This is a genomic window from Nonlabens sp. (genome assembly GCF_965660805.1).
Taxonomy (GTDB): Bacteria; Bacteroidota; Bacteroidia; order Flavobacteriales; family Flavobacteriaceae; genus Nonlabens.
Window position 1 is genome coordinate 14,557 of sequence record NZ_CBFIBE010000001.1, and the last position, 23,485, is coordinate 38,041.

Below are 23,485 nucleotides of genomic sequence, written 5' to 3' on the forward strand. Positions count from 1 at the left end.
AAATAATATCAAATCGTATCTTTGCCACATGTTAATTACCGTAGTAAAATCAAAAATCCACCGCGTTAAGGTCACAGGAGCAGATCTTAATTATATAGGCAGTATCACCATAGATGAAGATCTCATGGATGGTGCAAACATAGTAGAAGGTGAAAAAGTTCAAATCGTTAATAATAATAACGGTAACCGTTTAGAAACTTATGCTATTCCAGGTCCACGTGGCAGTGGCGAGATCACCCTTAATGGCGCAGCGGCAAGAAAGGTCTCTCCTGGAGACGTATTGATTCTGATTTGTTATGCACAAATGACTATGGAAGAGGCACGTGCTTTTAAACCTACACTACTTTTCCCTAACGAGGCAGATAATACCTTATCATAATCCAGCTTGAAAAAAGCATCTCTTAAAGCATTAAAAATCACCCTACCATTAGCGCTAGGTGTTTTTTTAATATATATATCATACTCACAATTCACGCGTGATCAGATAGATGAAATTAAATCTAATCTTGCTGACGCAGATTACAACTGGATCTTACTAGGGCTAGCACTGGCTTTTTTAAGTCACTTATCGAGAGCATGGCGCTGGAATTATATGCTCAAGGCCATAGGTCACAAACCATCATTTTTAACAAATGTAACGGCTATAGGAACTGGATATGCCATGAATTTAATCATACCACGTAGTGGTGAAGTGGCGCGAGCAGTGGTTGTAAATAGAATAGATCAGGTCCCTGTAGATAAAGCCATCGGTACGATCATAGCAGAGCGTGTTCTGGATTTCTTCATTTTATTACTTATTACCGCTACCGCATTAATCCTATCTGGAAACGTAATCATTGATTTCTTTATGGAGCGTTTGAATTCCGCTTTCGCGAAAGCGGACTCCTCAAAACTTATTATTTACGGTATCATAGCAGGTGTTTCAATAGCTCTACTGGTCCTTTTATTAAGATACTTAAAACCATTTCAAAAAATAAAAAGCTTTATCGCTGGCCTTAAAGATGGTTTTAAAACGATATGGACCATGCAACAAAAATGGCTCTATCTACTCCACACCGTTTTTATATGGCTCATGTATCTACTCATGTTTTATGTCTGTATTTTTGCCATTCCAGGAACCGCTCTTATGCCTGTGAGCGCAATTCTAAGCGCATTTGTAGCAGGTAGTTTTGCTGTGGCGTTTACTAATGGTGGTTTTGGCGCTTATCCTTATTTAATAGCACAAGTTTTACTCCTTTTTAATGTTTCTGGAACTTTAGGCACCTCTTTTGGATGGATACTATGGTTATCCCAAACAGCCTTAGTTTTAGTTTATGGTCTAGTATCATTTATAATGCTGTCTGTAAAAAATAGTCGTTAGTCTAATTAATTGTAAATTTCGTTCCCAAAAAAAATGAAATGAAACACCTTTTAACTTTCATCGTATTACTACTTACCAGTCAGCACCTATTTTCTCAAGCACTTTACAGAGCATATCCCAGTGACGTGTTAGATACTGAGCGTAATATAAAAGTACTCAAACCTCGTAATTATAGTGAAAACCCTGAAAAAACCTATCCATTAATAGTAGTGCTTGATGGGGACCATCTCTTTGAACCTGTAGCTGGTAATGTGGATTACCTATCTTACTGGGATCAAATGCCTGAAAGTTTTGTGCTAGGAATTAACCAGAGTAGAAGCCGTTATGATGAAACAGCTATTAATAGAGAAAGTGGTTTTCCCGAACCTCAAAGTGCAAAGTTCATGGACTTTATCATGGAGCTGGTTCAAACTATGAGAGATGAATATCGCATTGCTCCTTTTACCGTCATTATAGGTAAAGATATTACTGCAAACCTGGCTACTTTTTACCTCATGCGTAAAAAAATCCCTTTTGATGCATACATAAATATAGATCCAGAATACTCTACTCTTATTACTGAAAATTTAGTAACTAAAATATCACAAATGGAAAGCAACCAGTATTACTACGTCGCTACTCCAGAAAAAGCAAGCCTTACCGATGATATGTTTACCGCATCTGTAGATTCTTTATTAGAAAATCGCAAAAACATTCACCTCAACTATGAAAAAATAAAAGGTGTAGATAAATATGGACTAGGCGCACACGCTATACCACGTGGACTCAATTATATCTTTGAAGAATATAAGCTCATAGATGAAGATGCGCTAGTAAACACAGCCGTAGCAGCAAACATGGCGGCAGATGGTAAAGAAATAAAAGATGCTGCAACAGCTCTTGAAACCTTACTAGAAAAATACAAATTCATTAAAGAGGTCTACGGTATAGACATGCAAGTGCGATTAATAGACATCGTTACTGTAGCAGAGCATCTTATAGATAACAAGAAATATGACGAGCTCATAGACGTTGCAGGACTTGCAGCAAGAGCATATCCTGAAAAACTTTATGGTGCTTTTATAGAAGGAATAGGCTATGAAGGAATAGGCAGACCGTCTAGAGCCCTTAGAGCTTATAACGCTGCTTATGCCCTAGAGCCAGCCGCAGGAATCACTACAGATGATGTTCTTGATAAAGTTGAAATGCTTCAAGATAAAAAATAGATGGCTAAGATTAAAACCACATGGTTCTGCCAGAATTGTGGCGCTCAGCATGCTCGCTGGCAAGGGCAATGTACCACATGTAAAGAATGGAATACACTCGTAGAAGAGGTCGTTCAAAAAGAAAAGAAACCTTCTTGGGATACGGCAAGTAGTGATTCGCTTTCGCGTAAGCGTGCTCCACAACCTCAACTCATCTCTCAAATAGATGTCACTGAAACACCTCGTTTAGACACTACAAATGTAGAGTTTAATAGAGTTCTAGGTGGTGGATTAGTTCCTGGATCAGTAACTTTATTAGGTGGTGAACCTGGAATAGGGAAATCAACCTTATTACTTCAAGTTTGTCTTAATTTACCATTTAAAACGCTCTATGTAAGTGGTGAAGAAAGTGCGCAACAAATTAAAATGCGCGCAGATCGTATTAAGCAAAACGCTACTAATTGTTATATACTTACAGAGACTAAAACCCAGAACATCTTCCGCCAGATTACAGAGATGGAACCTGAGGTCTTAATTATAGACTCGATCCAGACGTTACAAACGGAGATTATAGAAAGCACCGCTGGTAGTGTTTCTCAAATTAGAGAATGTACCAGTGAGCTTATTAAGTTTGCTAAAGAAACGAACACACCAGTACTACTCATAGGTCATATTACTAAAGATGGAAACATCGCTGGGCCTAAGATTCTAGAGCACATGGTAGATACGGTATTACAGTTTGAAGGCGATCGCAATCATACCTACAGGATTTTGCGAGCGTTGAAAAACCGTTTTGGTAGCACACATGAAATAGGGATTTATGAAATGTTAGGCCATGGATTACGCGAAGTAAAAAACCCTAGCGAACTGTTGATATCCCAACGCAGTAATAGTTTAAGTGGTACCGCTATTGCTGCCACTATGGAAGGTATGCGACCACTCATGATAGAGGTTCAAGCGCTAGTAAGCACAGCTGTTTATGGGACACCTCAACGCAGTGCGACTGGATATAATCTCAAACGCCTGAATATGATTCTAGCCGTGCTAGAGAAACGAGCTGGTTTTAAACTAGGTCAAAAAGACGTTTTCTTAAACATCACTGGTGGAATCACCGTTGATGATCCAGCGATAGATCTAGCCGTAGTAGCAGCGATTTTATCCTCTAACTTTGACATAGAGCTATCTTCACAGCATTGCTTTAGTGCTGAGGTAGGCCTAGGTGGCGAGATAAGACCGGTTCCTCGCATGGAACAACGAGTGAATGAGGTAGCAAAACTAGGTTTTGAAAAAGTCTTTATAGCTCCGGCAAAACAAAAATTTAAAGAACTAGGCACTGATGTTCAGGCCTTTTCAAAAATTGAAGATTTAGTAAGATATTTGTTCTCTTAACATTAAAAACACCATCATGAAATTGAGATTTATAGTAGTTCTTTTAATCGCTTTAATAAGTATAACATCTTGTAAAACTAAAAAAGAAGAAAGCTTAAAGCCCGATGCTATCGCCGTAGACAGAACTACTGATAAGAAAACAGTTTACCTAGAAACGCCTGACGGTAGTTATACAGACCTAGATGCGCTGCTAGATGAACACAAAGGCAAGGTAGTGTACATAGATTACTGGGCCAGCTGGTGCAGACCATGCCGCGCTATGATGCCAGCTTCTAGAAAGCTCAAAGAAAAGTACAAAGGTGAAGACGTGGTGTTCTTATACATTTCTATAGACACTAAACGACCTAGCTGGGAAAGAGCAAATAAAGAAGAAGGTTTTACAGAGCACAGTTATATCGCTACAAATTACCCTAAGGCAAAATTATTCCAGTTGCGCAATGTAAATAGTATCCCTAGATACATGCTTTATGATAAAAAAGGCAATATGGTAAATGATAACGCTTTGCGACCTGTACAACCTCAACTTGTTAATGTTATAGACGGACTGCTGGCTAAATAGAGTCTTTTACTAACTCTAAAGTAACCTTATGGAAAGTTGAAAATATATGCATGTTTAGCGACTAATCCAATTCTACAACCACAGGACAGTGATCACTATGCACCGCACTTTGTAAAATCACAGCTCTTTTAATACGGTCTTTTAATGGTTCACTAGCCATGTGGTAATCTAAACGCCATCCTTTATTGCGTGCTCTAGATCCACCGCGATAACTCCACCAGCTGTACTGATCGGGCTCGTCATTAAACATTCTAAAAGTATCTATGAAACCGCTAGCGATAAAACGATCCATCCACTCGCGTTCTTCGGGTAAGAAACCTGATGTGTTTTTTAAACCCTTTGGATTATGAATATCGATGGCTTTATGACATATATTATAATCACCACAAACGATCAGGTTAGGTCGTTGCTCGCGTAACTCTTTAGCATATTCCAGAAAGTCTTCCATATACTTAAACTTAAAACTGAGCCTTTCATCATTAGTACCACTAGGTAAATACATACTCATGATGGACACATCACCAAAATCTGCTCTCAAGTTTCTTCCTTCAAAATCCATAGCCTCTATACCAGTTCCATATTCTACATGGTCTGGTTTTGATTTACATAGAATCGCAACGCCACTATATCCTTTTTTCTGAGCGCTGTAGTAGTATTGATACTCATATCCAGCCTCTTTAAAAGCATCAGTATCTACTTGATCTTCAGTTGCTTTTATTTCTTGTAAGCATAATACATCTGGATTTGCTGCTTTGAGCCAGGTGATAAAATCTTTTTTCATCGCAGCACGTATGCCGTTTACGTTATAGGATATGATTTTCATTGTATGGATTGTAATTAATGTGTAAAAATATGTGAATTTTGTTTCGCTTTCGCGAAAGCGAAACCCAAATTACAACAGAATTATCCATAACTTTAAGGCATTAAATTTAATGATATGGCCATAGCAAAACCTTTTAACCTCAACCAGTGGATTGAAGAAAATCGTGATTCTTTAAAACCACCTGTAGGAAATAAAAATTTATATAAAGATGCCGGTGATTACATCGTCATGATTGTGGCTGGCCCTAATGCTCGTAAAGACTACCACTATAACGAGACTGAAGAGTTATTTTACCAGCTCGAAGGAAACATAGAGGTTCATATCCAGGAAGATGGCGAGAAAAAAACCATGAAACTAGGTCCTGGAGATATGTACTTGCATCCTGGAAAAGTACCGCACTCACCAGTGCGCCATGAAAACTCTATAGGACTTGTCATAGAACGTAAACGCACCAGTAAGGATGATGTAGATGGATTGCTTTGGTTTTGTGATCACTGCAACCATAAGTTGCACGAGACTTATTTTAAATTAGATAATATCGAGAAGGATTTCCTGCCACGATTTAAAGAATATTATGCCAGTGAGGCGCTGCGTACTTGTGACAATTGCGGCGAGACTATGGCTATGGATGAGCGGTTTGTGGGGTAGATGATCAAGCTAAAACCTCACAGGTTTCGCCAGTAAAATCTATATCAATTCTAGAAAAAGGAAAGATTTTAAAATAATTATAAATCGGTGAAACCAAAATCTGTGAGGTTTGGTATCAAAAAAAGTATACGGAGTATAATAAAACAATAATCCCTAAAGGTTTGGCAAACCTTTAGGGATTTAGATTTAAAAAAGTTCACAGCTATAACAGCAGATTACTTCGTCGCGCACTCCTCGTAAGGACGTCTTTAACAGTCACTGCGAGCTACGATAGTAGCGTGGTAATCTATCTTTTAATACGTAATGCTTATTTCAAGTTAATTCGATTTGAGAAGTAGCGCTGCTGTCTATTTCAACAACACACCTTCTTTATCCATTACAGGTAAATCACTAAAGTTCTTCTCGTTTATAGTATTAGGTGCTGCCATAAACGTTTTATCATATAAGGTCTGGCCTATAAAATAAGTAAGTATAAACTCATTAAGAAATGGAAATACCTGCTCCATAATCAACTCTACCTTTACGGCTGTTTTTGCGGCGACAACGGGAAACGCGTGTCTAAAAGTAGACGTTTTGCGCCCATCACGATGTTTACCACGACTCATAACCATAACAGACTCTAGTGGCTCACGACGGTTATTAATCAAATAAATATTCCAGTCGTTTGAGGAGAAGTCTTCATTCCACTCTTTAACTACCGCAATGTGTACATCTTTTACTTCTGGGATGAGAATATCTTTTTTCATGACTCTTTTAATCTTTTTTCAATCAATTCTATCAACTCTTCTAAACTTTCCATTGCTTTCACCTCAGTTGCATTAATGAAAACATCTAATCCACCATTACTGCCCAGACCATCATTATACATATCCTGCTGGTTAGCACTTAAAATAATCGGGAAATCATATTTAGGCAACCACTTAGACCAGTATTTTTTAGCAAATTCGTCTTTATGGAGAAATTCTAATTGTAAGTAGGGATAGTTTTGAGATACGCTTTCGCGAAAGCGTATCCATTCCTCATTTTCTTTAAAAACGCCATAGGTAAGCTCACACAACCTACAATCATAAGTCGCCGGACTGATGATTTTATGCGCACTATCTAGCAACGAGCTCACCATTCCTGAGTTTGCATTATAAACAAAAATGAGTTGAGTAATCACTTAAATAGCGCTAGAAAACTGTTTTAAGAAACGTACATCGTTCTCAAAAAACAGGCGTATATCACCTATTCCGTATAACAACATAGCGATACGTTCTACGCCCATACCAAAAGCAAAACCACTATATTCCTCTGGATCGATTCCACAATTAGTAAGTACTGCAGGATCTACCATACCACAACCACCTATTTCTAGCCAGCCAGTACCTTTTGTGATTCTATAATCGGTTTCATTTTCAAGTCCCCAGTAGATGTCTATCTCTGCACTAGGTTCTGTAAATGGGAAATATGATGGGCGCAGTCTGATTTTAGACTTACCAAACATCTCTTGAGTAAAGTGCAAGAGCGTTTGCTTCATATCTGCAAAACTCACGTCTTTATCTATATATAATCCTTCTACTTGGTGAAAAATACAGTGTGCACGAGCACTTATCGCTTCATTACGGAACACACGACCTGGAGAAATGGTTCTTATAGGTGGTTTATGCTCTTCCATATAACGTACCTGAACACTTGAAGTGTGAGTTCTTAACAGAACATCTGGATCAGTTTGTATAAAAAACGTATCCTGCATGTCACGAGCTGGATGGTGCTCTGGCAGGTTGAGTGCGGTAAAGTTGTGCCAGTCATCTTCAATTTCAGGTCCTTCACTCACGTTAAAACCTATACGAGAAAAGACCTCTATAATTTGGTTTTTAACCAGTGATATAGGGTGACGCGCACCTATTTCCATAGGATAGCCAGTACGTGTTAAATCACCATACATGCCAGCTTCTTCTTGCTTAGACTCTATAGATTCTTTAAGGGCATTTACTTTATCAGTTGCCTTTTGTTTAAGCTCATTAATGGCCTGACCAAAATCTTTCTTTTGCTCATTAGGCACTTCTCTAAAAGCTGCAAAAAACTCCTTCAACAGTCCTTTACTTCCTAGATATTCTATTCTGAACGCCTCAATAGCATCCTTAGAATCAGCCTTAAAGTTTTTTACTTTCTCAATATGTTCCTTTACTCGGTCCAGCATGGTATATAATTATGAATGCAAATTTAGTTATTTTTAAAATGAGAACCGCAGAAAGATAATTGTGAACAACCTGTTAATAACTGTACTGTAATTCTTGTTAACCACGCTTTCGCGAAAGCGTATTCACTAAAAACCAATTCCTTCTGAAGAAATTTATATTTTTAATAACTACTCGACTCGCTAGAGTTCAGTAAACTATAATTTTTATAAATTTGTATGATGCAAATTGCTACTTACATATCTGACTTACTATATCGCCATGAATGTGTGGTGCTACCTGGTTTTGGTGCGTTTATATCACGTCGTGTGCCTGCTCAGCACTTTGCAAGTACACATACTTTATATCCGCCTAAAAAAGGATTAAGTTTTAATGCTCAAATCCAGCAAAATGATGGGTTACTGGTAAATTATGTAGCAACAGTGGAGTCTATTCCTTACCAGCAGGCAGTTCAAGAAGTGCGCAATTATGTGCGCTTTCTGGATCATGAACTAGATACTAAGGGCGTTATTACACTTCATAAAATAGGGCGTTTTACTCGTAATGAAGAGCAATCATTGCAATTCTTACCGATGTATGTGGTAAATTATTTGCCTGAGGCTTTTGGACTTGCTACTCACGAGACTTATGCAGTAGATAGAACTCCCGTAGAAACTGCTATCGCTCCAGCAACAGTAACCACAGAGCCAGTTGTAGAGAAAGAAGAAGAAACTCCTGTAGTTCCTTTACACGTTCCAGCTGCTCAAACAGCTAAAACGCCCTGGTTGCGCTATGCTGCCATAGGTGCTGTACTGATAGGATTAAGCTATGTAGGTGTTAACACTTATAAGGTTCAAGAATCTCAAAACGAGATCGCTGTTCAAGAAATGGCTGACGAGCAAGTGACTCGCCAAATTCAAGAAGCTACTTTTATGGTAAGTAATCCGCTGCCGAGTATTGAACTTGAGGTTGCTCCAGTGGTCAAGAATCACCATATCGTTGCCGGCGCCTTTAGAGATCCAGCAAATGCTGATAAAAAAGTATCCCAACTTAAAAGCAAAGGCTATAAAGCAGAACGTATAGGTGTTAATAAACATGGGTTACATAATGTAGCCTTCTCCAGCCATTCAGACCGCAATGACGCGATTAATGAGTTGTACCGTTTGAGAAAATTAGGCTTTACTAGTGCTTGGCTACTTACAGGTTCTCTTTCAAAGTAGTTTTCTATTTTACATTTTTAAGCTTCACTATTTTGGGGTCATTATCTCGCTAATACTTACCGTTGTTTCAAAAGGTATTAAAATTAACTTTCATCTTTACAACAAGTAGACTTAGACAAGCTTATCCAGACATATTTATTTTTTAAAAATATGTATTTATACCAATTTATGTTTCTAATGCCACATTCTTAATTTGAATTATTCTTTGATTAGATGATAAAGAAAATTAAAGCATAGCCTAAGCTACGGTTTCATTTTATTTTAAAATATAGGCAAAAAAGAAACGAATTATATGCGACATTAGGAATGTGAATTGGTAATAATTTTTGCTGTTTTCTGTTGAGATCAGAATCCTTAGATTATAAACCTCTACTCATAAGAGCAATTCATTCTAATTTTTACTAAATTCATTTTATGATATACCTCTTACCCAACCTTGAAACCGAGCGCTTAACCTTCAGACTCCTCAAAGAAACTGACTTTGAAGAATGGTTACCACTTTTTGCTTACCCAGAAGTAGGGACATTTCTTTCTATGGATAAGAATTTCAATCAGCAGCAGCGTTGCGAGAAATGGTTTGATAAAGCGCTTACTCGTTATAAAGAACAGACTGGTGGCATGAATGTATTAATCCATAAAGAAACAGGCAAGATGATAGGTCAAGCTGGGTTACTTGTTCAAGATATAGGAGATACTAAACAACTAGAAGTAGGTTATTCTATTTTACCTGAATACTGGCAACAAGGCTATGCTAGCGAGGCCGCACGTTTTATTAAAAATACTGGGTTTAAAAATGGGTTTGATCGAGAATTTGGTAATGCTTTAATTTCAGTCATCCATAAAGATAATATAGGCTCACAAAAAGTAGCACTGAATAACCAAATGACTGCTTATAAACCTTATCCTGCAGAGAAAGATTTTATTATTTACAGGCAGACTCGTGAGGAATGGGAAAAGGAGAAGATGAAGTGAGTTATGTTCCCTAAATTTAAAATAATCTCATGATTTGAAAGAGTTTTTCACGTTAAATAATCCTTAGCATTTGTAACATTTAGACTGAAAAGAAAAGCTACGACGTACCTTTGCAAAAAATTAAAGCTATGGATGCTAAAACGCCTTCACAATCATTTACTACTGTTACAGATATGGTCTTACCTAGTGAGACAAATCCGCTGAATAATCTTTTTGGTGGTGAGCTACTAGCACGTATGGATCGCGCGGCAAGTATTGCTGCTCGTAGACATTCTAGACGTATAGTAGTGACTGCATCTGTAAATCATGTAGCGTTTAATAGAATGGTGCCACTAGGTAGTGTGGTTACTATAGAAGCAAAAGTAACACGCGCCTTTACATCTTCCATGGAGGTTTTTATGGATGTGTGGATTGAAGATCGAGAAAGTGGTGAAAAAACAAAAGCTAATGAAGCTATTTACACATTTGTAGCTGTAGATGAAACTGGACGTCCTGTTCAAATTCCTGTGATCCTACCAGAGACTGAAGACGAAAAATTAAAATATGATGCCGCTTTGCGACGTAAACAGTTAAGCCTCGTTCTTGCTGGTAAAATGAAGGCAAAAGATGCTACTGAATTGAAGGCTCTTTTTGAGGATTAAATCATCTTTAATACCACAATCATGCTGTGATGATTAAGTGCAAGCGCATATATAAGCCTTATACAGTACGATCTATAGCTTCTTAAGGGTATCTAAAGTCACCCAAGCTTTACTACCGTTTTCTAATGCTATACGAGCCCAGTCGTTGAATTCTTCGAGGACTTCTACTTTAGTTCCTTCATGAATTACAAAACTCGCATTACCCTTTAATTTAGGTTCATCACGAGCCGTAAACTCTGCGGCATAAACAATGGCATATTGCTCATTATTAAGGTTATTCTGAGCATAAAAGCCTATCATGATAGTTATTACCGTACTTAAAGCAAAGAGCAACATTAAAATAAAAAACAATCTCTTTTTCCCTGCGGTTTGAGAATAATGGTATAGAATAAATAATAACACAGTAACAATTAAAAACATGATGCTCGCATAAGCCCATTCATCAATGGTAAGCACACTAGCTATAGAACTAGCCTGAGATTCCAGTTCATTTTCTGGCATAGCCTCAACAGCATCTATACGCATTTGTTTTGCAAACTGTAAATTATTCAATACATCTTCATTTTCTGGATCAAGCATTAAAGCTTTTTCATAATTATAAATAGCAGGACCTACTTGGTTCAGTTTATAATGAGCATTCCCTAAATTGAAATAAGATTCAACACTATGAAAATCTGTTTTAAGAACTTGCTCGTAGCTTTTTATAGCAAGTTGATAGTTCTCAGAGGTGTAGGCTTGATTTGCTTTGTCAAAAGCAACTTGAGCTGTTTCTTCTTGAGCCTGAACTTGTAAAACAATTAATAAAAATAAAAGGCTTGTTATCCACTTCATAATTAGCGTTTTAATTGTTTATCAATTTCATTAATCACTTTACCTGCCTTATCAAAATCTTGTTGCATTCCACTATCAGAAGATGGTGTATAGCGCGCAAATTCACAGCTTGCGAGCAGCTCGATAAACTCTTTTTTAGTCTCTTTAGTAGCGCCTCTTTCTAGCAATAATTCACTGACTCTATCCTTAGACATTTCAGCAGTTTGAATATGGAGTTTAGATTTTAAATAATTGTGAAGCGACTTTTCTAAAGAAATATAAAATTGCTCGTGATTTCCTAGATTCTTCTTTGCGGCACTAAGGTATTTTTTACTCAATTTATTTGCCGTTCTAATACGATTACCTACCACATCACTAGCCATAGACTCTTGCTTGCGGCGCACCATTAAAGCAATAGGTATAAATAATAATGAACCGCCTAAAACGGACCAGTATCCCGTAGAATTAAAGAAATAAGTCTGTTCCTTATTCACTAAATTAGTAGTCGTTTTTATAAAAGCAAACTGAGCATCATTACCTATATAGTTCTTCCCAGGTCCTGTAGCAGTTGTTGTAGCCGTATTGCTTCCTGGTGCTGGCGCAGGACCATTTACCTCTATTAAGGTCTCGCCGCTATCTACAGTTATGAATTGCTCTTTTTTAGGGTCAAAATAAGAGAACTCTACTGGAGGCAACACATATTTACCACCATACTGCGGTACAATCACATAAGTATCGCTTATAGTTCCTTTCATACCAGAAATGCTGGTTTTTACCGCATTCTTGCGTTCTGGCTCATAAACTTCAAGACTTTGTGGCACTTTAAGTTGAGGTAGCTCCATTAACTTTAAGTTTCCTGTACCACCTACTTTAACGACCGCATTGAGACTTTCTCCAGCTTCTATTTGTGCTTTATCCAGCTCTACTTTAAACTTGAAATTCCCTACTGCACCAGTATAACTTGCAGGACGACCTGCGGTAGGTATAGGTTTTACATTTATTTTTCTACTTCCTGCACTTACAGTTTTAGACTTAGTAGTAAATATAGTTCTACCAAAAAAATCTCTTCTATTAGTAGGTACTTCTACATTAATGTCTAAAGTAAGTGGTTCTATAACAAGTTCACCCGTCTTTTGAGGATACAGGACTACTTCTCGTAACTGAAGGTAACGATAAGGCTGGCCTAAATACGTACCATTTTTAACCTGTGCATTACGGTTATCTACATTCAGTGACCAGAAATCTGGATACTTAGGGGTATCTATTTCATTCCAGCCGCTCACGCCTGTATTATTTGCCACATATAATTTATAAACCACTTTAATAGGTTCGTTTAAATATGGATTTGATTTAGAAACCTCAGCGACTAAATGTATATCTGTACTGGCAGTAATTTCTTGACTATTTGCGTCTTTAGGATCATCTACAGCACTAGAAACTGCTATGTCAAAAGGTATGGTTTTATACTCAGCGCCTTCATGTTCCATGATGGCCTGTTTAATCTTTAACCTACCAGTTTTATTAGGCTTTAATATGTATGTATATGATTTACTAACGCTTCCTTTTCCGTTTATCCATTGTTGAGAAAACGATTGTATAGGACCACTTACCACTTGAAAACCTTCAAAATTAGGTGGTGTAAAATTATCTCCAGATACGTTCATTTTAAACTCTACACGTACCCGTTCATTAACAGCAATTTTATTGCGAGAAGGCGTAGCCGTAAATTCCACTTGAGCTAAACTGCTCCAGCTGGTTATGATTAATAAAGAGAAAATGATTAATTGTTTCATATTACCAGTCTTTCTCTGTTTTAACGCTCTTGCCTTTGGCTTTTTTTGCGTTTACTTTTTCTTGAATCTTTTGTTCTTCATTAGTCATCGCTTCGAGCAACTGTCTTGCTTGCTGCGGTGTTAATTTTCCTTCTACGCGTTGTGGCTGCTTGCCTTGATCTTGCTCTTTAGGCTTTCCGTCACCGTTCTCTCCTTCGCTGTTTTCTCCCTTATCACTTTCTTTTTCATCACCTTTATCGCCTTCTTGATCCTCGCCTTCCTTTTCTTTTTGGTCGCCTTTATCTTTACCATCGCTATTCTCATCCTTATCACCTTCCTTGCTGTCTTGATCATTGTCCTGGTCCTGGTCTTGATCATCATCACCGCCGCCACCGCCGCCGTTTTTTTCTTTTTCTTGTTTTGCTAGTGCTAGATTATAACGAGTTTCATCATCTGTAGGGTCGTTGCGTAGGGCATTTTTATAAGCCTCTACAGCCTCATCATACTGCTTATTTTCCAAAAATGAATTTCCTAGATTATGAAATATTTTGTGCTTCTCTGCCTTAGTAGTTGCTGCCTCAGCAGCTTTTTTATAATTCTCAACGGCGTTATATTTCTTATCGTTATTATAATACAAGTTTCCTAGATTATAAGTGGCCTCAGCGGCATCTGGTTTGAGCGCTGCTGCTTTGCGATATGATGCTTCTGCTTGATTAAAATCTCCTTCGGCAGTTTGCTCTTGAGCCTGAGCAACAGCGTTATAATATTCTTTATCGAGTGATGTATTTTGTTGCGCTTTCGCGAAAGCGAGACCTAAAAAACTCACTGCAAACAGACAAATAATATGTGTATGACTCTTACTCATTGAATAGGTTTAATTTTTTAAGCCACGCTGTTTTTTTCTCTAAATAGAATAGATCCAAAAGTAAAAAGAACAAACCAAAACCTAAAAACCACTGAAATTGTGACTCAAAATCAGCATATTGTTGTGATTCAAATTCTACTTTATCTATTCCCGCTAGTTCATCTTTGAGCTGATCTATTACATGGGCCGTGATGGTTCCATCTATATAAATCCCGTTACCTGTGCTGGCAATTTCTTCTAGGGTTTCTGAGTTGAGCTTAGTAATAACGGTTTTACCTTCATTATCTTTCTTAAACTCACGCACGATACCATTGCGTTTTATAGGAATAGTACCGCCTTTTGCGGTTCCTACGCCTATGGTAATGATACGTATTCCTTTCTCTGCAGCGGCCTCAGCATAATCAAGCGCTTCTCCTTCATGATCCTCACCATCTGAGATAATAACCATAACTTTAGAGGCTTCACTATCTTCAGCATAATAACTTTCGGCCAGTTGAATAGCCTCAGCAATAGCAGTTCCTTGACTAGAGACTAAGTCTGTATTCATGGATTGGAGGAACATCTTGGCACTGCTATAGTCAGTCGTAATGGGTAATTGTGGCACGGCAGATCCTGCATAAGCAATCAACCCTATACGGTCACTGGCTAGGTTATTAATGATTTGAGTCACTAACTGTTGTGATTTTTCTAAACGGCTAGGTGCGATATCTTCGGCAAGCATGGATTTAGAAATATCTACCGCAAAGACTATGTCTACACCTTCTCGTTTTATGGTTTCTATTTTAGTTCCTGCTTTAAGGTTTACTAGTGCAAGTACTAAAAATAATATCCCGACACTTATGGTAACTAATTTTAAAATAGGCTTGAACCAGGAGCGGTCAGGTATTAAATGAGAAAGCATTTGCTTATCAGCATACTTGCGTTGTGCTCTATAACGCCAGTAGGATAGCAGCACAAATAGCAGTACCAGCACCGGAATGATGCATAGTAGCCAAAAGTATATTTTCTCTTCTAATAAGTACATTTTTGTTATCTGTTATCTGTAATAAACGAAATGTGAGTTTGAGCGATAGTCGAAAACGGTTTTAATTTTACATAAGTTACCTTTAATTCCATATTTCTTCTTTTGCCTCTCCTCAGTCCTCTCCAACGGAGAGAAAGTTTCACTTGATTTTATTTTTCGTTTTTACTTTTATTTTTTAATTAAATGCGCAACACCCATCCTAGCCTTCCCTCAAGGGAAGGAACTTTTGATGTTGGTTTTTAATTTCATTATTCATCATTTTTTTATTCAATTCTGAGTTCGAGTTTGAGTTTGAGTTCAATTTACTACGCCACCGTCCTAAAAACGGTATACCTCAACAACATCTCAAAGGTGATAAAACCTAGAGCCAGCAGTACGAGTAATCGATACTTTTCCTCAGTATTAATAAATTTAAATTCTTCAATTTCTGTTTTTTCTAGCTTGTCTATTTCTCCATAGATTTCGGCTAGTTTTTTATTGTTTGTAGCTCTAAAGTATTTCCCGCCCGTATCAGTCGCGATTTGCTTCATTAATTCCTCATCAATCTCCACAGGCATCATCGCCATGCGGAATCTGTTTTTACCTATTTGAGCCACTGGAGATGGAGCGTTTCCATTAGTTCCTATTCCTATAGTGTACACTTTTATGTCGTATTCTAGGGCTAGCTCACTCGCTATTTTAGGATCTATAAAACCACTGTTATTTACACCATCAGTCATTAAAATAATAACTTTACTTAGTGCCTCACTATCTTTTAAACGGTTTACTGCGGTAGCAAGTCCCATTCCTATAGCAGTACCATTTTCCAGTACACCATCAAACTCGATTTCTTTTATAGCACGTAGCGAGATCGTCTCATCTGTAGTAATAGGCGTTTTAGTATAACTCTCACCAGCATAAACTACGACTCCTATACGGTCATTAGGCCTACCGATGATGAAGTCTGATGCTACTTTTTTAGTCGCTTCAAGGCGGTTAGGTTTTAAGTCCTCAGCCAGCATACTGGCACTTACATCTACTGCTAGTACGATGTCTATTCCTTCGGTCTTTTTAGTTTTGGTAGTGACATCAGTGGTTTGAGGTCGCGCCAAAGCCATTATGATCAAGGTTAAGGCTAGTAATCTTAACATAAACAACAGTGGTCGCATTTTTGCCAGCCATGAAGTTTCTGCTTGAAAACCTTTTAAACTTGAGATGCTAACCTGAGCTTGCTGTCTTCTATGCGTCCAGAAATACCATGCTAAAGCAAGTGGCACAACCAGTAGCAACCAAAACATTTTAGGATGCAAAAACTCTATACTATTGAACCAGTTCATCATTTGCCAGATTGTTTTTTAGGTTTTTCCTCTTTTGCAATCTCAACAGAATTTAAAATACGCTCTTTAATCAACCTACCGTATTCTCTCGTTTTATCTTCTTCATCATCTTCTAAGTAGGTCACAAAAATTTGTTGCATACCTCCATTTTCATTAAAAATCCAGTAATCATATTCATATTTATTACCGTCATATTCAAAGTTACCGGTAAACTCAATTCCTTTCATTCCATTATGTTCCAGTTTTTTATCGAGCATAATGATATTAGTAGCACCATCTTTTTCTAAACCGCTTGTTATAGGACCTATCAAATTTTGAGCTGTGAGTTTATCTACCTCAGCACCTTCTTTAAATAAGAATGTAGCAACGTTTACGGTGAGTTTATCGCCACGATCACCTAGTTTAAAGTTATCAAATGCTCCTATGTAGCTAGCAAGATCTGCTGGTAAGTTATTCTCTTCTCCACGAACCATAATATCAGGTGTGGTTATAGCTATTTCAGGAATACCGTAACCAGATCGCAACCAGTCTTGCTCATAATACTCTCTCAACTCATTACCTAAAAGAACATCTTTTACATTATTTTTTCCTTCAAAATATACCCAAGTACCTAAACCGATGAGCAGTGCTACAAGTGCTGTTCCAGCGACTATAGCAATTTTTTTACTGCGCGCTTTAAGCTCTTGTTTCCTGCGGTATTTTGCATCCATCATTAATTCTTCCTCAGTAGGTGGAGGCAGTACTTGGTGGATGTTATAAATAATATCTGTAGTGTGCAGTCGGTCTTCTTTGGCAGTAATAGCGTCTGGTGCTACACCGGCAAATTTCACTAAATCTGCTCTTTCTAGGATTTCTTTTAATCTGTTTTCAGTGGTAGAAGTAATGTTCATACCACGCTCAGCCATTACAGTTTTAAGCTCACCTAGAAGCTGTCCTGTTGTACTTTCTAGAGCATGACCATATACTTTAGAATCTATATATTTTCTAATGATATAGGTAAGCTCAGTATAATATTCTTTGGATCGTTTATTTTCTATGAGCTGCTTTTCATCCAGTTTAGTTAAACGATATCTGGTCCACTCATAAGGCTGTAAGGTTTCCTCATAGGTTTTCTTTTCACGCTTTCGCGTAAGCAGGTATACCACAATCCCTAATGGAATTAATAGCAATAACCACCATAACCAGCTCCAGTCTGTAGGCCTAGTATCTGGAATATCGATAGCGGCTTTTATGTCAAACATTTTTTGTTTTGCAGTATCAACTTGTACCTCGCGCACTTTTATGAGCATGGAGTCTGATAAGATGCTTAAATCGTTTTTAAGAATCTTTAATCGCGGCACATAGTAATCTCCAGAGTCCCATTGTGTCACTCCATATTCTTTAAATAATCGTAACCTATTGTTATCACGTATGGTGTCTATAGGATATGACTCTATAACTTCTAAAGCACCCAGTTTTTGTTGTTCTGGGAAAATGATTAAATCTGTAGGTGCAGCCTCCACGGTAATTCCTAGCTTTATCTCTTCACCCATTAAAATCTCGTTACGATCTACAGTAGTTTGAACAGGTTGCTGTGCCTGTCCTTGTGTAATAGCTATAAATCCTAAAAGGAATATGTGAATTAAGTGCTTCATCGTGCTTTAAAATATCCTAGTAGTTTTTTAGTATAACTTTCTTTAGTCTCTAAATCTATCGCACCGCTGTCAGACTTAGTAAATGCGTTTTTAAAATAATCAGCACATTCTAGATGGTAAGCAGCATACTTGCGTCTTACTGACTTTGAGCTGGTATTAATCATCTCACTTTTTCCAGATTCTTGATCTTTAAATTGAACTAACCCTATATTAGGCATGTTTGCCTCGCGTTCATCATAAATGCGCACTCCTGTTACGTCGTGTTTGCGACCTATGATTTTAAGTGTTTTATCATAATCTGTCGCCATGAAGTCTGATAGTACAAAGACGATGGCTTTTTTCTTCAAAACTCCAGCCATGTATTCTAGTGCGCCACCTATATTAGTGGTTTTGTGTTGTGGCTGGAACTCTAGTAACTCTCTAATGATTCTAAGAATGTGGGATTTCCCTTTTTTAGGCGGCACAAAAAGTTCCACTTGATCTGAGAAAAGTAACAATCCTACTTTATCATTATTTTGCAATGCGCTAAAAGCGAGTGTGGCACAAAGCTCTGTAATAATCTCTTTCTTAATTTGTTCTTGGGTCCCAAAAAGTGTTGAACCACTCACATCTGCAACAAGCATGAGTGTTAATTCACGTTCTTCTTCAAATACTTTTATAAAGGGTTCATTATACTTTGCAGTAACGTTCCAGTCTATGTTACGTACATCATCACCATATTGATAACCGCGCACTTCACTAAAAGTCATTCCACGTCCCTTAAAAGCACTATGGTACTCACCACCAAAAACAGCATCGCTCAAACGACGCGTTTTGATCTCGATTTTACGTACTTTTTTAAGGAGTTCTTTAGTATCCATAGTGCTCGCGTTGCTCGCAGTTATTAGTTATTAGTTATTAGTTATTAGTTGAATTTACGTGTGATCATTAGAACTCAACTTATTTTTATTTTTTGTTTTGCTTTTGTTTTTAACTTCTTCACAATCGGTACCCTATTCCTAGTTTTATGATATTTACATTTCTATTATAAGATACATCCAGAAAATCTCTAGCGCTCAATCTTACATAATCATATTGTACTTGAACAAACAAATGATCAGTAACATCATAAGCGATCGCAGCATTAATATTCACTCCATCATCAGAGTTGTTTTCTTGAAAATTTGCTCCGGCAAAATTCTGTTCATCCTGACTAAAAGCAAATATGGAATAACCCAATCCTACCATAGGATGAATTTGCGGGAACTGATTCAACTTAAAAGACGCAAATATTCTGGGTTGGAATAGCACTGCACTTCCACTAGCGTCAATATTATTATCAAACCTGCTATCATCTCTTATAAAAGCGCCAACGTTAAATGAAGCTCCTATATCCATCGCGTCATAAGATGTTATTTTATACTTCACACCTAAATCTGCTGCGCCGTTATAGCCTTCATCTACAAAATTATCTCCAAAGGTGTATGGATAACTCGCCTCAACACTCCAGTTGCTGTCTTGTGCATGGGAATGTAAAGCTGTCGCAATAATTAAAAGAAAAACTAAACGCTTCAACATCATATGATAAGCTTATTTTACTGTAAACTGAGGACTGTTACTCTAAACTGTTTTACGGCACTTCAATCGTATTCACGATTTTGTTTACGATATCTTCAGTAGTAAAACTTTCAGCCTCGGCCTCATAGGTAATTCCTATACGGTGGCGCAATACATCTAGTACTACCGCACGCACATCTTCTGGAACCACATAACCACGACGTTTAATAAATGCGTAGCATTTTGCAGCCTTAGCAAGATTAATAGATCCACGTGGAGATGCTCCAAAACTAATTAACGGTTTCAAATCATGCAGTCCATAATTTTCTGGATAACGCGTTGCAAAAATGATATCTAAGATATATTTCTCAATCTTCTCATCCATATACACCATTTCTACCGCTTGCTGGGCGCGTAAAATTTGTTCTATACTCACAACAGGATTAGGCTCTGGGAAATCTTTCTTAAGATTTGCACGCATGATAAACTGCTCGTCTGCAATAGTAGGGTAATCGATCACTGTTTTTAACATGAAACGGTCCATTTGCGCCTCCGGTAATGGATAGGTTCCTTCTTGATCTACCGGGTTTTGGGTAGCCATTACTAGAAATGGTTTTTCTAGCGTGAAGGTAGTATCACCTATAGTTACTTGTTTTTCTTGCATGGCTTCAAGTAATGCACTTTGAACCTTTGCTGGCGCACGGTTGATCTCATCGGCTAGTACAAAATTTGCAAAAACAGGACCTTTCTTAATCGAGAAATCATTCTCTTTCATATTATAAATCAAGGTTCCCACTACATCGGCCGGTAATAAATCTGGTGTGAATTGCACTCTAGAAAAAGATCCACTTACAGCTTTAGAAAGTGTGGTAATGGCAAGTGTTTTTGCCAGTCCTGGAACTCCTTCTAGAAGTATATGTCCTCTACCTAGTAATCCTATCAGTAATCGCTCCACCATATATTGCTGGCCTACGATTACTTTATTCATTTCATTTACCAGTAAGTCCACAAATTGACTTTCCTGAGCTACTTTCTCATTAATACTAGCTATATCGATAGCAGAATTTTGTTGCTCCATAAGTGATTTACTATTACATTAATTCTAACACGCAAAATGTAGTTTTCTTATCATGTTTGCTGTTAATCGTGCGTTAAAAATGTATAAAAATTCGTAAAAAGGTAAGAATACCACTTTCCAGAGACTTTTAGCGATTAATTCATCTATTGAACGCAAAAACATTAAAATTGTTCAGATCTCGCTTTCGCGAAAGCGAACTCATTAATCCCTTTGTTTAAAAACACAAAATGGTATAAGGCAAATTCTAACAGGATTTATAAGTCATATAGCATGAGAACTATTCCTTACTTTTGTACAAAGCACTTGCCATGAAAACAGCATTAATCACTGGAGCAACCAGCGGTATAGGTCTAGCCACAGCCATCACACTAGCTGAAAACGGGTTTTCACTCGTGTTATGTGGTAGAAATAAAGTGAAACTAGCAGCACTTAAAGAAGAGTTAAGCGCTATCATTCCTATAGAAACTCTTGAATTTGATGTGCGCGATAAAGAAAAAGTTGCTACTCAAATAGCGAGTTTAAGCGAGCCATTTAACGAGATAGATATTCTCATTAATAACGCAGGAAATGCTCACGGACTAGACCCTATAGATAAAGGTAGTCTAGAAGACTGGGACGCGATGATGGATATTAATGTAAAAGGATTGCTTTATGTAAGTCATGCCATAATTCCACAAATGCGCGATCGTAAACGAGGTCAGATCATTAACATAGGTTCCACTGCTGGAAAAGAAGTCTATCCTAATGGTAACGTATATTGTGGATCTAAACACGCGGTAGATGCGATTACTACTGGAATGCGACTGGATTTAAACCCGTATGGAATACGTGTAAGCGCGGTGAATCCAGGACTGGTAGCAACTAATTTTAGTAAAGTACGTTTTAAAGGAGATACTGAAAGAGCTCAAAAGGTCTATCAAGGATATCAAGCCTTACAAGCCCAAGATGTGGCAGACGTGATTCTATTTGCTCTTACCCGACCAGCACACGTTAATATTGCTGATTTAACGGTGATGTGTACCGCACAAGCCAGTAGTACTGTTTTAAAGAAGGAATTGTAATGTGTCGAAACCTTTTCCCTAACCATAAAAGGGTAAGGTTTTTACATTGATAAAATAACCATGAAAAACTTTATCTCAATCCTACTCCTATTTGTAATCATATCCTGCCAGCAAACTGCCGATGTTACTGCAGAGAACATCAACGAGATTTTTGCGACTCAAGATTTTAGTATTAGTTTTCGCATGAGCAAAGAAAAAGGAAGTAGCATAAGTTTTAGGGAAGGTTATATGACTTATAAGTCTGATCAAGGCACGCAGTCTGTAGAGCTCACTAATGAAGATGTGCTTAAAATTAATAGATTTATATCAGAGCAATATCCATTGCACGATGATGCTCGAGAAGCCATTCCTAGCATTACCATTTTTACAGATACTCAAAAGGTTACCTTAAAAGTGCCGCAATACGCCTCAAAATTCCGATTTTTGCTGAACGATTTACCTTTATAACAATATGTATCCACTAAGACGTAATAGAAGATTAAGAACCACGAGTGCTATAAGATCTATGGTTCAAGAAACCTTTATTTCTCCAAATGATTTTATCGTACCACTTTTTATAGTAGAAGGAAATAACATCAAGGAAGAAATACCTTCTATGCCAGATTATTATAGATTCAGTTTAGATTTACTTAAAGAAGAGGTAAAGACCTTGTGGTCTATGGGATTGAAAAGTGTATTGCTTTTTGTAAAAGTTCCAGATAACCTTAAAGATAATAAAGGAACTGAAGCACTGAACCCAAATGGCCTCATGCAACGTGCTATTAAAACGGTAAAAGATGTCGCTCCAGACATGTATGTGATGACTGATGTGGCGCTGGACCCATTTTCTAGTTACGGTCACGATGGTATTGTAGAAAACGGTATCATTCTAAATGATGAAACTGCTGAAGTACTGGCCCAAATGTCTATTTCACACGCACAAGCTGGTGCCGATATGGTCGCACCTAGCGACATGATGGATGGTCGTATTTTATACATACGTGAAGCGCTGGAAGAAGAAGGATTTAAGAATACTGGAATCATGAGTTATAGTGCTAAGTATGCGAGTGCTTTTTATGGGCCTTTTAGAGATGCGCTGGATAGTGCACCAGGATTTGGCGATAAGAAAACCTATCAAATGGACCCAGCAAATCGTAGTGAAGCGATTAGAGAAACTTTAATGGATATTGATGAAGGAGCTGATATTGTCATGGTAAAACCAGGATTGTGTTACCTAGACATAGTCCGTGATTTAAAAAACGAAGTTGAAGTTCCTATCAGCGTTTATCAAGTAAGTGGTGAATATGCCATGCTCAAAGCTGCGGCTGAGAAAGGCTGGCTAGACCACGATGCTGTGATGATGGAACAAATTACCGCAATTAAAAGAGCTGGCGCTGATTTAATAGCTAGTTACTTTGCTAAAGATGTGGTGAAATTATTAGGTTGATTTTTCTT

Annotated in this window: 25 protein-coding genes; 12 read left to right on the top strand and 13 right to left on the bottom strand. The window is 37.6% G+C overall.

Annotated elements, in window-relative coordinates; translation table 11 throughout:
• Positions 1 to 28: 28 nt before the first annotated feature.
• The 5 genes from panD to ACTF48_RS00110 are packed head-to-tail and all read left to right on the top strand — an operon-like array spanning position 29 to position 4,492.
• Positions 29 to 379, top strand: a complete 351-nt coding sequence (gene panD / locus ACTF48_RS00090; RefSeq protein ID WP_438961095.1) for an aspartate 1-decarboxylase — start codon at positions 29 to 31, stop codon at positions 377 to 379.
• A gap of 6 nt (positions 380 to 385) precedes the next feature.
• Complete coding sequence (locus ACTF48_RS00095; protein ID WP_438961096.1) at positions 386 to 1,360, top strand: lysylphosphatidylglycerol synthase transmembrane domain-containing protein; 975 nt, start codon at positions 386 to 388, stop codon at positions 1,358 to 1,360.
• A 38-nt stretch (positions 1,361 to 1,398) separates the two neighbouring features.
• Positions 1,399 to 2,565: an alpha/beta hydrolase gene (locus ACTF48_RS00100; RefSeq protein WP_438961097.1), complete on the top strand. Its 1,167-nt coding sequence runs from the start codon at positions 1,399 to 1,401 to the stop codon at positions 2,563 to 2,565.
• A complete protein-coding gene (gene radA, locus ACTF48_RS00105; RefSeq protein ID WP_438961098.1) occupies positions 2,566 to 3,933 on the top strand; it encodes a DNA repair protein RadA in 1,368 nt (455 codons plus the stop codon).
• A gap of 16 nt (positions 3,934 to 3,949) precedes the next feature.
• The gene (locus tag ACTF48_RS00110; RefSeq protein WP_438961099.1) at positions 3,950 to 4,492 is read left to right on the top strand and encodes a TlpA family protein disulfide reductase; all 543 of its coding nucleotides are present in this window, start codon (positions 3,950 to 3,952) and stop codon (positions 4,490 to 4,492) included.
• Positions 4,493 to 4,553: 61 nt separating this feature from the next.
• Here ACTF48_RS00110 and ACTF48_RS00115 read toward each other — a convergent pair whose 3' ends face one another.
• The gene (locus ACTF48_RS00115) at positions 4,554 to 5,315 is read right to left on the bottom strand and encodes an exodeoxyribonuclease III (RefSeq protein WP_438961100.1); all 762 of its coding nucleotides are present in this window, start codon (positions 5,313 to 5,315) and stop codon (positions 4,554 to 4,556) included.
• A gap of 114 nt (positions 5,316 to 5,429) precedes the next feature.
• Here ACTF48_RS00115 and ACTF48_RS00120 point away from each other — a divergent pair, with 114 nt between their 5' ends.
• Positions 5,430 to 5,963, top strand: a complete 534-nt coding sequence (locus ACTF48_RS00120) for a 3-hydroxyanthranilate 3,4-dioxygenase (RefSeq protein WP_438961101.1) — start codon at positions 5,430 to 5,432, stop codon at positions 5,961 to 5,963.
• 347 nt (positions 5,964 to 6,310) lie between these two features.
• Here ACTF48_RS00120 and ACTF48_RS00125 read toward each other — a convergent pair whose 3' ends face one another.
• From ACTF48_RS00125 to pheS, 3 genes are read right to left on the bottom strand one after another with little or no spacing between them, the layout of a single operon-like run.
• On the bottom strand, positions 6,311 to 6,709 hold the full coding sequence (locus ACTF48_RS00125) for a hypothetical protein (protein WP_438961102.1): 399 nt from the start codon (positions 6,707 to 6,709) through the stop codon (positions 6,311 to 6,313).
• Entirely contained in the window at positions 6,706 to 7,125 is a 420-nt protein-coding gene (locus ACTF48_RS00130; RefSeq protein WP_438961103.1) for a GTPase, read from the bottom strand. Before ACTF48_RS00130 ends, ACTF48_RS00125 begins: the two co-directional genes overlap by 4 nt.
• Complete coding sequence (gene pheS, locus ACTF48_RS00135) at positions 7,126 to 8,145, bottom strand: phenylalanine--tRNA ligase subunit alpha (protein ID WP_438961104.1); 1,020 nt, start codon at positions 8,143 to 8,145, stop codon at positions 7,126 to 7,128. It abuts the gene before it with no gap.
• A 216-nt stretch (positions 8,146 to 8,361) separates the two neighbouring features.
• On the opposite strand from pheS, the gene ACTF48_RS00140 reads away from it, so the two are divergent.
• The 3 genes from ACTF48_RS00140 (at position 8,362) to ACTF48_RS00150 (ending at position 10,955) form a co-directional block, all read left to right on the top strand.
• Positions 8,362 to 9,342, top strand: a complete 981-nt coding sequence (locus ACTF48_RS00140; protein ID WP_438961105.1) for an SPOR domain-containing protein — start codon at positions 8,362 to 8,364, stop codon at positions 9,340 to 9,342.
• A gap of 414 nt (positions 9,343 to 9,756) precedes the next feature.
• Positions 9,757 to 10,314, top strand: coding sequence for a GNAT family N-acetyltransferase (locus ACTF48_RS00145; protein WP_438961106.1), 558 nt, complete (start codon positions 9,757 to 9,759; stop codon positions 10,312 to 10,314).
• 128 nt (positions 10,315 to 10,442) lie between these two features.
• Positions 10,443 to 10,955, top strand: a complete 513-nt coding sequence (locus tag ACTF48_RS00150; RefSeq protein WP_438961236.1) for an acyl-CoA thioesterase — start codon at positions 10,443 to 10,445, stop codon at positions 10,953 to 10,955.
• Positions 10,956 to 11,027: 72 nt separating this feature from the next.
• On the opposite strand, the gene ACTF48_RS00155 is transcribed toward ACTF48_RS00150, so the two are convergent.
• From ACTF48_RS00155 to ACTF48_RS00195, 9 genes are all read right to left on the bottom strand, one after another.
• Positions 11,028 to 11,786 (bottom strand): tetratricopeptide repeat protein, encoded by a 759-nt coding sequence (locus tag ACTF48_RS00155; protein ID WP_438961107.1) that lies wholly within the window; start codon positions 11,784 to 11,786, stop codon positions 11,028 to 11,030.
• 2 nt (positions 11,787 to 11,788) lie between these two features.
• On the bottom strand, positions 11,789 to 13,558 hold the full coding sequence (locus ACTF48_RS00160) for a BatD family protein (RefSeq protein ID WP_438961108.1): 1,770 nt from the start codon (positions 13,556 to 13,558) through the stop codon (positions 11,789 to 11,791).
• 1 nt (position 13,559) lies between these two features.
• Positions 13,560 to 14,402: a tetratricopeptide repeat protein gene (locus tag ACTF48_RS00165; protein ID WP_438961109.1), complete on the bottom strand. Its 843-nt coding sequence runs from the start codon at positions 14,400 to 14,402 to the stop codon at positions 13,560 to 13,562.
• Entirely contained in the window at positions 14,395 to 15,426 is a 1,032-nt protein-coding gene (locus tag ACTF48_RS00170) for a VWA domain-containing protein (protein ID WP_438961110.1), read from the bottom strand. Before ACTF48_RS00170 ends, ACTF48_RS00165 begins: the two co-directional genes overlap by 8 nt.
• 305 nt (positions 15,427 to 15,731) lie before the next feature.
• Entirely contained in the window at positions 15,732 to 16,745 is a 1,014-nt protein-coding gene (locus ACTF48_RS00175) for a vWA domain-containing protein (protein ID WP_438961111.1), read from the bottom strand.
• Positions 16,742 to 18,376 carry a hypothetical protein gene (locus ACTF48_RS00180; RefSeq protein WP_438961112.1) on the bottom strand — a complete coding sequence of 545 codons (1,635 nt, stop codon included), beginning with the start codon at positions 18,374 to 18,376 and terminating at the stop codon, positions 16,742 to 16,744. The genes ACTF48_RS00175 and ACTF48_RS00180 overlap by 4 nt, the downstream gene beginning before the upstream one ends.
• A complete protein-coding gene (locus tag ACTF48_RS00185) occupies positions 18,373 to 19,236 on the bottom strand; it encodes a DUF58 domain-containing protein (RefSeq protein WP_438961113.1) in 864 nt (287 codons plus the stop codon). Before ACTF48_RS00185 ends, ACTF48_RS00180 begins: the two co-directional genes overlap by 4 nt.
• Before the next feature lie 118 nt (positions 19,237 to 19,354).
• On the bottom strand, positions 19,355 to 19,936 hold the full coding sequence (locus tag ACTF48_RS00190) for an outer membrane protein (protein ID WP_438961114.1): 582 nt from the start codon (positions 19,934 to 19,936) through the stop codon (positions 19,355 to 19,357).
• A gap of 49 nt (positions 19,937 to 19,985) precedes the next feature.
• A complete protein-coding gene (locus tag ACTF48_RS00195; protein ID WP_438961115.1) occupies positions 19,986 to 20,990 on the bottom strand; it encodes an AAA family ATPase in 1,005 nt (334 codons plus the stop codon).
• Positions 20,991 to 21,298: 308 nt separating this feature from the next.
• On the opposite strand from ACTF48_RS00195, the gene ACTF48_RS00200 reads away from it, so the two are divergent.
• Genes ACTF48_RS00200 through hemB form a run of 3 tightly spaced genes read left to right on the top strand, consistent with a single transcriptional unit; the run spans position 21,299 to position 23,477 of the window.
• Positions 21,299 to 22,051 carry an SDR family NAD(P)-dependent oxidoreductase gene (locus ACTF48_RS00200; RefSeq protein ID WP_438961116.1) on the top strand — a complete coding sequence of 251 codons (753 nt, stop codon included), beginning with the start codon at positions 21,299 to 21,301 and terminating at the stop codon, positions 22,049 to 22,051.
• A 60-nt stretch (positions 22,052 to 22,111) separates the two neighbouring features.
• On the top strand, positions 22,112 to 22,498 hold the full coding sequence (locus ACTF48_RS00205; protein WP_438961117.1) for a hypothetical protein: 387 nt from the start codon (positions 22,112 to 22,114) through the stop codon (positions 22,496 to 22,498).
• 4 nt (positions 22,499 to 22,502) lie between these two features.
• The gene (hemB, locus tag ACTF48_RS00210; RefSeq protein WP_438961118.1) at positions 22,503 to 23,477 is read left to right on the top strand and encodes a porphobilinogen synthase; all 975 of its coding nucleotides are present in this window, start codon (positions 22,503 to 22,505) and stop codon (positions 23,475 to 23,477) included.
• Positions 23,478 to 23,485: the final 8 nt, after the last annotated feature.